The sequence below is a fragment of the uncultured Polaribacter sp. genome (assembly GCF_947497695.1).
Lineage (GTDB): Bacteria > Bacteroidota > Bacteroidia > Flavobacteriales > Flavobacteriaceae > Polaribacter.
Window position 1 is genome coordinate 54,986 of sequence record NZ_CANMHM010000013.1, and the last position, 11,209, is coordinate 66,194.

General features: G+C 30.3%; 6 protein-coding genes. 4 read left to right on the forward strand and 2 right to left on the reverse strand.

Annotated elements, in window-relative coordinates:
• Positions 1 to 23: 23 nt before the first annotated feature.
• On the reverse strand, positions 24 to 1,205 hold the full coding sequence (locus Q0731_RS11460; protein WP_299064196.1) for an MFS transporter: 1,182 nt from the start codon (positions 1,203 to 1,205) through the stop codon (positions 24 to 26).
• 279 nt (positions 1,206 to 1,484) lie between these two features.
• Between Q0731_RS11460 and Q0731_RS11465 the strand changes: the two genes are divergently transcribed.
• Both Q0731_RS11465 and Q0731_RS11470 read left to right on the forward strand, forming a co-directional pair.
• A complete protein-coding gene (locus tag Q0731_RS11465) occupies positions 1,485 to 2,342 on the forward strand; it encodes a hydroxymethylglutaryl-CoA lyase (RefSeq protein ID WP_299064198.1) in 858 nt (285 codons plus the stop codon).
• Positions 2,343 to 2,504: 162 nt separating this feature from the next.
• On the forward strand, positions 2,505 to 3,704 hold the full coding sequence (locus Q0731_RS11470; protein ID WP_299064200.1) for a CHRD domain-containing protein: 1,200 nt from the start codon (positions 2,505 to 2,507) through the stop codon (positions 3,702 to 3,704).
• A 150-nt stretch (positions 3,705 to 3,854) separates the two neighbouring features.
• On the opposite strand, the gene Q0731_RS11475 is transcribed toward Q0731_RS11470, so the two are convergent.
• Positions 3,855 to 6,092: a TonB-dependent receptor gene (locus Q0731_RS11475; protein WP_299064202.1), complete on the reverse strand. Its 2,238-nt coding sequence runs from the start codon at positions 6,090 to 6,092 to the stop codon at positions 3,855 to 3,857.
• A 267-nt stretch (positions 6,093 to 6,359) separates the two neighbouring features.
• On the opposite strand from Q0731_RS11475, the gene Q0731_RS11480 reads away from it, so the two are divergent.
• Positions 6,360 to 9,215, forward strand: a complete 2,856-nt coding sequence (locus Q0731_RS11480; RefSeq protein WP_299064204.1) for an insulinase family protein — start codon at positions 6,360 to 6,362, stop codon at positions 9,213 to 9,215.
• A 153-nt stretch (positions 9,216 to 9,368) separates the two neighbouring features.
• Positions 9,369 to 10,844 (forward strand): IMP dehydrogenase, encoded by a 1,476-nt coding sequence (guaB, locus tag Q0731_RS11485; protein ID WP_299064206.1) that lies wholly within the window; start codon positions 9,369 to 9,371, stop codon positions 10,842 to 10,844.
• The last annotated feature ends 365 nt before the right edge of the window (positions 10,845 to 11,209 follow it).

Consider the following 11,209-nt stretch of genomic DNA (forward strand, 5'->3'; position numbering starts at 1 on the left):
TCGTTTTTAATATAAAAATTGAATTATATTTTTTGTTTTCTTATTTTATCAGAAAAGGTAATCAAACCTAAAACAGGGCCAATTGCCAATATTAAATAAGTGTAATTAATAGTAGTTGTATTGTTAAGATTACTAATAATTTCTATGCTTACAATTGTAATTGCAAAACCAATGCAATTTACAATAGTTAAAGCAGTGCCTTTATTTTTGGCTTCTATACTTTGTGCAACTAACGTAGAAAATAGCGGGGAATCTGCAATTACAACCATTCCCCAAAAAAGTAAATAAGTAATAAAAATATGTTGATTTTCTATTAAAAACATCAAAGGAGAAATAAGACAGCAAATACAAGAGAGTAGTAAAGCTAAAAAAGCTATTTTTTCTGCCCCAATTTTTTCTGATAAATAGCCACTTAAAACACAAGATAAACTACCAATAGCAATAATAAAAAAGGAGGTTAAAGCAATGTTTATACTACTATTAGGATGTAAATTTGTGTAGATTTTTAAGATAATGGGTACAAAAGTCCAAAAGGCATACAACTCCCACATGTGTCCAAAATAACCAAAAGCCGCTTTTCTAAAATTATTGTTTTTAAAGATAGAAAAACAAAGAGTAATATCTAATTTTTTACTTGCTTTTCTATAAGGTCCATTGGGCACAAAGAGTAACATTAATAAGCCTCCAAAAACAGCTAATACAGAAATAGTAATGATAATAGTTTTCCATGAAAAACCTTGTAATATATCTTTTAATAAATGAGGCAAGGCAGTACCTAAAACCAACGCACCAACTAAATAACCTAAAGATTTTCCTAAACCTTTATCAAAATAATCTGTAGCAATTTTCATCCCAATAGGATAAATACCTGCCAAGAAAAAGCCAGTTAAAAAACGCATGCCAATTAACGTTAAAAAAGTTTGATTCTCGAAGATTAAACGTGCATTAAAAAATGCCCCTAAAATGGCACAAAAAAAGAAAACTTTAGACGGAGCAAAACGATCTGCAATAGTAAATAAAGCAAAACTTAAAGTTCCAATAATAAAACCAAATTGTACAGAAGATGTTAAATAGCTTAGAGCCATTTCTTCTAAATTAAAACTTTTTATTAAATCTGTCATTATACCATTACTTGCAAACCATAAAGAGGTACAGCAAAATTGAGAAATAATAATAATGGGAAGTATTTTTTTAGAAGTTGTCATACAGATAACGAATGTAGCAAAAAGCAAGCAATTATAAATCAGAGTTGTATTATACTTTATAAAAAGAAAAGCCACTAATTTTTCTTTTTTGAGGTCAAAAAAAATAAATAGCAGTAATTGAAATATAAAAAATCTATAAATTTTTATTTGTGATTATTCAATTCTTATTTTTATTCGTGCATTCGTGGCAAAATAAAAGCAAACAGAATGAACGATTTTAACTTGAATTATCAATAAAAAAGTAGTGCTAGTTCTGTTTAATTTTTATCTTTGGATTCGATGAAAAAGGTAAAAATCATAGAATGTCCCAGAGATGCAATGCAAGGAATTAAAAGTCATTTTATATCCACAGAAAAAAAGGCTTTGTACATCAATTCGCTATTAAAAGTAGGTTTTGATACTATAGATTTTGGCAGTTTTGTTTCTCCAAAAGCAATTCCACAAATGAGAGATACAGCAGCAGTTTTATCAAAATTAGATTTGTCTAAAACAACTAGTAAATTATTAGCAATTGTGGCTAACACAAGAGGTGCCAATGATGCTACTCAGTTTGAAGAAATAGACTATTTGGGGTATCCTTTTTCAATTTCAGAAAATTTTCAAATGCGAAATACGCATAAAACAATAGACGAATCTATAACAACTCTAGATAATATTTTAAATATTGCAGATAAAACTAAAAAAGAAGTAGTTGCGTATTTGTCTATGGGTTTTGGAAATCCTTATGGAGATCCTTGGAATGTTGATATAGTAAGTGAGTGGACAGAAAAATTGTCTAAAATGGGCGTAAATATTTTATCATTGTCAGATACTATTGGTAGTTCTACACCAGCAAATATTGATTATCTATTTTCTAATTTAATATCTCATTATAAAGACATTGAGTTTGGTGCACATTTACATACAACTCCAGATAAATGGCACGAAAAAGTAGATGCAGCCTACAAAGCAGGTTGTTTGCGTTTCGATGGAGCAATTAAAGGTTATGGAGGTTGCCCAATGGCAAAAGACGAATTGACAGGCAATATGCCTACCGAAAAATTATTGAGTTATTTTACTACACAAAAAGCAGAGACTAACTTAAAACCCATGAGTTTTGAGAGTGCTTACAATAAGGCTTTAGAGGTATTTATTTAACTTATAATATGAATTAAACTATAATTTACACTAATTTCAGCTAAATGAAAAATCTTTTTTTAAATTTTAGGAACTACTAAACATTTGTTAAAACAATTTACAACCTCCTTTTTGATTTTAAAATTGTTTAATTTTACATAATAATAATTAAACAAAACACAAATGAAAAATTTAAATTCAATTTTAGCATTATTTACGCTTCTTTTCTTATTTGCAAGTTGTGATAAGGAAGAAACATTAGAAATTAAATCGTCAGGAAAATCTGTAACCTACGATTTAGGTTCGAAGGCAGTATCAACTATTTCTGGAACAGCAACTTTTACAGAAAATTCAGATACCACTACAACAATTAGTTTAGACATTCAAGGAACACCTTCAGGTGGTTTACATCCAGCTCACATCCATTTAAATACAGCTGCAGAAGGTGGAGGTATTGCTTTAAGTTTAACACCTGTTAATGGTACAACTGGTAAAAGTGAGATAACTGTTTCTGCTTTAGATGATGGTACAGTAGTATCTTATGACGATTTAATAGCTTTTGATGGTTACATCAATGTTCACTTAAGTGCAACAGAATTAAGTACAATTGTTGCACAGGGAGATATTGGACAAAATGATTTAACAGGTATGACTAAAACGTATGATTTAGGGGCAAAAGCTGTAGCAGATATTTCTGGTAACGTAACTTTTGCAGAAAGAATAAATGGTGAGGCTTTGGCTATAATCTCATTAAGTAATACGCCTGATGGGGGTTCTCATCCTGCACACATCCATGCTAACACAGCTGCTGAAGGAGGTGGGATTTTAGTTTCTTTTACGCCTGTTAACGGAGACACTGGAATGAGCGAAACAAATTTATCTGCTCTTGATAGTGGTAGTGCTTTTGGATATTCAGATATTGAAGGATTAGACGCCTATATTAATGTACATTTAAGTGCTACTGAGTTAAGTACAATTGTTGCACAGGGAGATATTGGACAAAACGATTTAACAGGTGAATCTAAAGCTTACATTTTAGCAAGTAAAGATGTTGCAATTATTTCTGGGACTGCTACTTTTTTCAAAAGAGTAGATGGTAGTGCATTGGCAATTTTAGACATACAGAATACACCTGCAGATGGAGTTCATCCTGCACATATTCATAAAAATGATGCTGCAACTGGTGGTGGTATTGCTGTAACTTTTACTCCTGTTGATGGAAATTTAGGGATGAGTGCAACACAAATAGAGAAATTGGATGATGAAACTGCTTTTACCTATGATGATATTTTAACATATAATGGATATATTAATGTTCATTTAAGTGTAGCAGAATTAAGTACTATTGTTGCCCAAGGCAATATTGGTTCTAATGTGAACTAACTTAGAATTAAAACCGTTTAATTAAAAACCCATCAAAATTAGATGGGTTTTTATTGTAATACTGTTATTTGAATTTAATTTCACAAAAAGAACGTTAATAATTATGTCCTTTTTGTGAAATTAAATTGTTTATTTTAAAATTATTTACACCTAGAATCTAAATTCCAAACCACCATAAATTCCAAAAGGGTGTCCAGGTCTTAAACCTGCAGGTACTCTAGAAGCGGCATAAGTGTTGTCTAATAAGTTTATAATATTGGTTGTAAGGCTTAACTGTTTATTTACAAAATATTTTACAGAAAGATCTACAATAAAATTACTGGCTACTTTTTCGTTATTTGGAATATTTCCTTTTCCTGCCAAGGTTCTAAATTCCCCATTAAAACGACCATTTAAGTTAATTTCAAAATTTTTATGTTCTAAAGAAAATGCTGCATTGAATTGATGTTTAGGTATGTAAGGCAATTCATCTCCTGCAGTAACTGTACCCCATAAACTATCAGAACTACCAAAACTATTCTGAAATTCTGTGTTTGTAAACGTATATCCCAATGAAATTGGTAAAGAAAATTTAGATTCTTTTTTAGCAAAATTATAGTTTAACAATACTTCAATTCCACTAACATTTACTTCCCCTGCATTAAATTGATCTAAAGAACCTGTACCACCAGTTGCAGCTAAATCACTACCTAAAAGATTTGAATAATCGTTAAAGAAACCAACAAATTCTCCTTTAATTCCTCCTAAATCAAAACGTGTTCCTAATTCATAATTGATACTTTCTTCTGGTTTTTGACCATCTTGGTTTCCTGGAGGAGAAAAACCTTTGTGAATACCACCAAATAAAGAAAAATAGTTATCAAACTTGTAATTAGCTCCCATTCCAGGGATAAAAACATTAACAGAATTTTCTCTTTCTGTTAAATTTACACCTGTTCTTAAAACATCATTTTTACCAAAATCTTCTCTTTTTAAAGTAATGTTCTCATATCTAACACCAGGAGTAAAAGTCCAATTTTGATATTTTAATTTATACGTTAAAAAAGTTGCAAAAGCATTAGCACTAGTAATTCTATTGGCATCTGTACCCGCAATTCCTGCAGTAGTTAAATTTAAAATACCTGTATTAGAAATACTAAATTGATCTACCCATTGAAACCGATCTTCATCATCATAATGATAACGAACCCCAATTTCTAAATCATGAAAACTATCTCCTTTATACCAATGATAATCTAATTTAGATTGAATACCTTGAGATAAATAGTTTCTATTATTAGCCTTTACACCTAAAGCATCATTACCAGAATTAACACTTCCATTTACAATAGAAAAGTGATTTGATAAGCTATTAGGGTTTTCTAATACATTGGCAATAGATTGTTTATCTCCATTAAAAGTAACATCATTTAATTTATACCAATTTCTAGCAAAATTATTTTGATAAGCAGTTGTAGAAATCCTAAAATCTTTAGAAAAATTTAAATGATGCGTTATCATATATTGAGTATGCTTTGTTGTCATTCTGTCTTCGTTTGAAGCAGCATATCTAGCAAAAGGATTTGTATTAAAATCATCTTCTGCCAAACCCAAATACGTTTCATTACCATCTTCATCTGCATATTGAAACTTAAACTCTAAAGATTGTTTTATAGTAGCATTTGGAAATATATTGACAGCAATTTTTGCAACAACATCATTCTTATTAAAACCAGTATTTTTTCCACTTGGTAAAGTCTTAAAACCATCAGAGGCATAATTCAAATACTCTACAACATAGCCAATTGTTTTATTTCCTCCACCAATTTTTGCGTGTAATTGATTGGAGTTAAAACTACCATAACTTGCTCTAATTTTTCCTCCAAACTTAGTTGGTATTTGAGCAGATATCATATTAATTGCACCACCAGTTGTAAAAGGGCCATACTGTACTTGGCTACTACCTTTTAAAACTTCTACAGCTTCCATTCTTGCAATTGTAGGAAAATAATAAGCAGCAGAAGCGCTGTAAGGAGCAGGAGCAATTAAAACGCCATCTTCCATTAAGGTAATTTTAGAACTTCTTTCTGGAGATGTACCTCTTAAACTAATGTTTGGTCTTAATCCAAAACCATCTTCTTCATAAATAGTTACTCCAGGAACACTTCTTAAAGCTCTATTTACATCTGTAAAACTAAATTTTTGGAGTTCTTTTGGAGATAAATAATATGCAGAGCCTGTTCTGTTTTTTGCCATATATTTATTACCAAAAATTGCTTTAGACGAAATAATTACTTCGTCTAATTTTTGTATAGAATCTAAACCTCTCTTTTCTTCTTTTGATTGTTGCTTTTGAGCAGCTATTGCTACTGTAAATAAGGTTGTTATGATGATGAAACCTTTCTTCATTTTATTTAGATTTATTATAAATAAATTATTTTCGGGTGCAAATATACGAACCAACAAAAGAAAAACAAAGTTTATTTAGAACAAATAAGAATAATTTTTTTATAAATTGACTTACAGTTAGTTAAGTTTATATTTATTAAAATTTATTGTTTAGATAGAATTTTAGCAGTTAAAATTGTGCCACTTTATTTTGTATTTAGACACATGTTAAACAGATAAATCTGTTGGTATTTAAATCTAAAATAATAAATTGCAAAAAAAAATACTATGAAAAAAATTTTTGCATTATTAGTACTTTGCACTTCTACACTTTTATTTTCTCAAGAAAACAAAACTATAACTTACGATTTAGAAAGTGAAATACCTAAAGATACCACTGCAATTCGTGGCGAATTACAAAACGGACTTAAATATTACATAAAAGAAAACAACAGACCAAAAAACGAAATTAACATGCGTTTGGTGGTTAAAGTTGGTCATTTGCAAGAAGATGATAACCAACAAGGTTTAGCTCATTTACTAGAACACATGGGCTTTAATGGAACTAAGAATTTTAAGAAAGATAAACTGATAAAATACCTAGAAAGTATTGGTATGACCTTTGGTGCAGATTTAAATGCTCATACAGGTTTTGAAGAAACAGTTTACAAACTAAAAGTACCTAGTTCTAACTTAAAAAAGGTAAACAAAGCATTTCAAATCTTAGAAGACTGGGCACATAATATGAGTTTAAAAGACGAAGCAATTAATGCTGAAAGACCAGTTGTTTTAGAAGAATTTAGAGCAAGATTGGGTAGTGGAAATAGAGTAGGAACAGAGGTGGCTGAATTTATGTATGAGGGCATGCCACAGTTAAGATATTTCTCTGATGAAAAACTTGAAAATATTAAGAATTTTGATACAAAACACATTCGTCGTTTTTATAATGATTGGTATCGCCCTAATTTAATGGGTATCATTATTTCTGGGGATATTGATCCTGCTTATGCAGAAAAAAAAATAAAGAAACACTTTTCTAAATTGGTAAATCCAGAAAATGAAAAAACCTTGTTTGCTTATGATAGTGTACCTTATCATAAAAAAACACGTGTAAAAATTGTTACTGATCCAGAAAAAACAACAACAGGCATCTCTCTAGATTTTATTAATATAAATCCAAATAAGAAAGAAAAAGCCTTGATGAGACATCAAAAAGAAGGTTTTGTAAAAGGGATGATGAGTTCTATGCTAAACAAAAGACTAAATGAGTTGTCTGTTAGTGATACCCCTCCTTTTATTGGAGCTGGTGCAGGAGTAGGAGGTACTTTAAGCAGTTATCACCAAAAATTTTCTATAGGTGCGTCTTCTAGTGAAGCAGGTATTCATCAGGCTTTGGAAGCTATGATTAAAGAGTTAGAGCGTGTTAAAAGATTTGGGTTTACTAAAGACGAGTTAGCAGAAGTTAAAAAAAATATGTTGGCTAGTAACGAAACATTTTTGGAAAACAAAGACGATTGGTATTCCTCTAGTTATTTAGGTCTTTTAGCAAGTGAGTTTGATAATAGTTGGGTATTGTATGATAAAAATTGGCGTTATAATTTTTACAAAACAGTTATACCACAAATTACTTTAGAAGAAATAAATGCACAATTCGATTTTTATTATCATAAAGATAACCGTGTTTTAGTTTTAACAGCACCAGAAAAAGAAGATTTGGTTTTGCCTACTGAAAAAGAATTATTGGCAACTATTAAGAAAGCAACATTAAATACAGATATAGAAAAGTACGTTCCTAAAAAGCTAGACAATCAAATCATTAAAAACTTAAGACCTAAAGGGACTATTGTTTCAGAGCAAAATCATCTTTATGACATTAAAGAGATGCTTTTAAGCAATGGAGTTAAAGTATATTATAAAAAAACAGATTTTGATAAAGAATCAATTCGTTTTAAAGCATTTAGTTTTGGCGGTACTTCTTTACTTTCTGATAAAGATTACTTGGCAGTTGGCCAGTTAATGTCTTTAGCAACAGTAACAGGTATTGGAGGCTATAAAAGTCATGAATTGCAAAAAGTATTGGCAGGTAAAAAGGTAAGAGTTTCTACCAATGTGTCTACTTATTATGAAGGATTAAGAGGTTCTGCTAGAGCAAAAGATTTTGAAACACTATTTAAATTGATTTATTTAAACTTTACCAGTGTTAACAAAGACGAGAAAATGTATGCCTCTTTTAAAGACAAAATAAAGGTAATGACAAAGAATAGAAAATTAAAGCCTTCTTCTTTATTTTCTTCAGAAATTGCAAAAGTTACCCAAAAAGGGAATCCAAGGTACATAAATATGAATGAGAACAACAATTTAGAAAGATTGTTAGATTCTGTTTCTTATGATGATATTTATGAAAAATATACAGAAAGATTTAAAAATGCTGGAGATTTTAACTTTTTCTTTATTGGAGATTTTGATGAAGCTGAGTTAAAAAAATATGCTGAGATGTATCTAGGGTCCTTGCCAAGTTCAGAGGAGAAAGAAGACTATGTTTTAACAACCTATAAAAATATACCTAAAGGAGAGGAAATAATAGTTCATAAAGGCATAGAAGACAAGGCAACTTTAATCATGTCTTTTATTACAGAAGCAAAAAGTAATAGAAAAGAAGTAGATGCAATTAAAATATTTGCACAGATTTTTAAAACAAGATTACGCAATCAAATTAGAGAAGAAAAAGGGGGCGTTTATTCAGTTAACGCAAATTTAAGCTACTTAAGTAAACCTTTTAAAAGGTTTTATGGAGATATAAGTTTTAATTGCTCACCAGAAAATGTTGATGTTTTAGAAGCGGAAAGTTTAGCTGTTTTAAAACAATTTTTAAAAGAAGGCCCTACCAAAAAAGAAGTAGCAAATGTTAAGAAAAATTGGCTTTTAAAAAGAAAAAAATCTCTTGAAAATAATTCGTTTTGGTTCAATTTAATGTATAACAGAATATACAGAAAACAAAAAATTGTTGATATTAGTGATTATGAAGAAAAGCTAAATGATATTTCAGCTAAATTTATTAAAAAAATTGCCAACAAATATATTGGAAAACCAAGCTATACTGCAAAACTACTTCCAGAAAAAAAAGAAGAAGTTATTGTTGAGTAATTATTATTGATGTCTTTTTTGAAAACATCAAAAAAGTTTAAGTTTTTGGATTATACCCAGCTTTTACGTTGGGTATTTTTATTGATTTTAATTTAACACTTAAAATTCATATATTATTTGTAAATTTGCACGCAATTATACCTTAATTGCAACATGACAGCACACAACAACAAAATATTAGGAGAAGGATTAACTTATGATGACGTTTTATTAGTCCCAGCCTTTTCAGAAGTACTTCCAAGAGAAGTAAGCATACAAACAAAATTTACTAGAAACATTACAATAAATGTACCCATTGCATCTGCTGCAATGGATACTGTTACAGAATCATCTTTAGCAATTGCCATTGCAAGAGAAGGAGGTATTGGTGTTTTGCATAAAAATATGACCATTGCTCAACAAGCAAAGGAAGTTAGAAAAGTAAAACGTGCAGAATCTGGAATGATTTTAGACCCTGTTACTTTGCCTTTAACAGCTAATGTTTCTGATGCAAAAGCAAATATGAAAGAACATGGTATTGGAGGAATTCCTATTGTTGATGAAAATGGCATCTTAAAAGGAATTGTAACCAATAGAGATTTGCGTTTTGAGCATGATGGGGTAAGACCAATTATAGAGGTAATGACTAGTGAAAACTTAGTGACTGCTGCAGAAGGAACTTCTTTAAACGATGCAGAAAAAATTCTTCAGAATTATAAAATTGAAAAATTATTAATTGTTGATGAAGGCTATAAATTAAAAGGATTAATTACATTTAGAGATATTACAAAAGTAACTCAAAAACCAATTGCAAATAAAGATTCTTTTGGTAGATTAAGAGTTGCTGCTGCTTTAGGTGTAACACCAGATGCTGTAGATAGAGCAGAAGCTTTAGTAAATGCAGGTGTAGATGCAGTAATTATAGATACTGCTCATGGACATACAAAAGGAGTAGTAACTGTATTAAAACAAGTAAAAGCAAAGTTTCCAGAATTAGAGGTAGTTGTTGGTAATATTGCTACAGCTTCAGCAGCTAAATATTTAGTAGAAGCTGGTGCAGATGCAGTTAAAGTAGGTATTGGTCCAGGTTCTATTTGTACAACCAGAATTGTTGCAGGTGTAGGTTTTCCTCAGTTTTCTGCTGTTTTAGAGGTTGCTGCAGCTATAAAAGGCAGTGGAGTGCCTGTTATTGCAGATGGAGGAATTCGTTATACAGGAGATATCCCTAAAGCATTGGCTGCAGGTGCAGATTGTGTAATGTTAGGATCTCTTTTAGCAGGTACAAAAGAATCTCCAGGAGAAACCATCATTTATGAAGGAAGAAAGTTTAAATCTTATAGAGGAATGGGTTCTGTAGAAGCGATGAAAAAAGGTTCTAAAGACAGGTATTTTCAAGATGTAGAAGATGATCTTAAAAAATTAGTACCAGAAGGTATTGTTGGTCGTGTTCCTTATAAAGGTGAATTGTCTGAAAGTATTCATCAATTTATTGGAGGTTTACGTGCTGGAATGGGCTATTGTGGAGCAAAAGATGTGGCAACACTAAAAGAAACAGGTCAATTTATTAGAATTACAGCAAGTGGAATAAACGAAAGTCATCCTCATGATGTTGTGATTACCAAAGAATCGCCTAATTATAGTAGAAGATAAAAATTTTATTTTTGATAAATTTAAAACCGTTTAGAAATTCTAAACGGTTTTTTAAGTAATGTCAGTCTGAGCTTGTCGAAGAATTTTTTGAGAATCTATAACGTTCCTTCGACAAGCTCAGGATGACACACGTATTTTTAATTGGTTTTACAATATTATAATAACCTATTTTGAGTTTTATTTACAATGTCCGTTCGAGTGAAATTTCTTTTTCAGAAATTTTGTGTTTTTATCTTTTTCAATGTAATTTAAGTAATGTCAGTCTGAGCTTGTCGAAGACTTTTTGAGAATCTATAACGTTCCTTCGACAAGCTCAGGATGACACACGTATTTTTAATTGGTTTTACAATATTATAATAACCTAT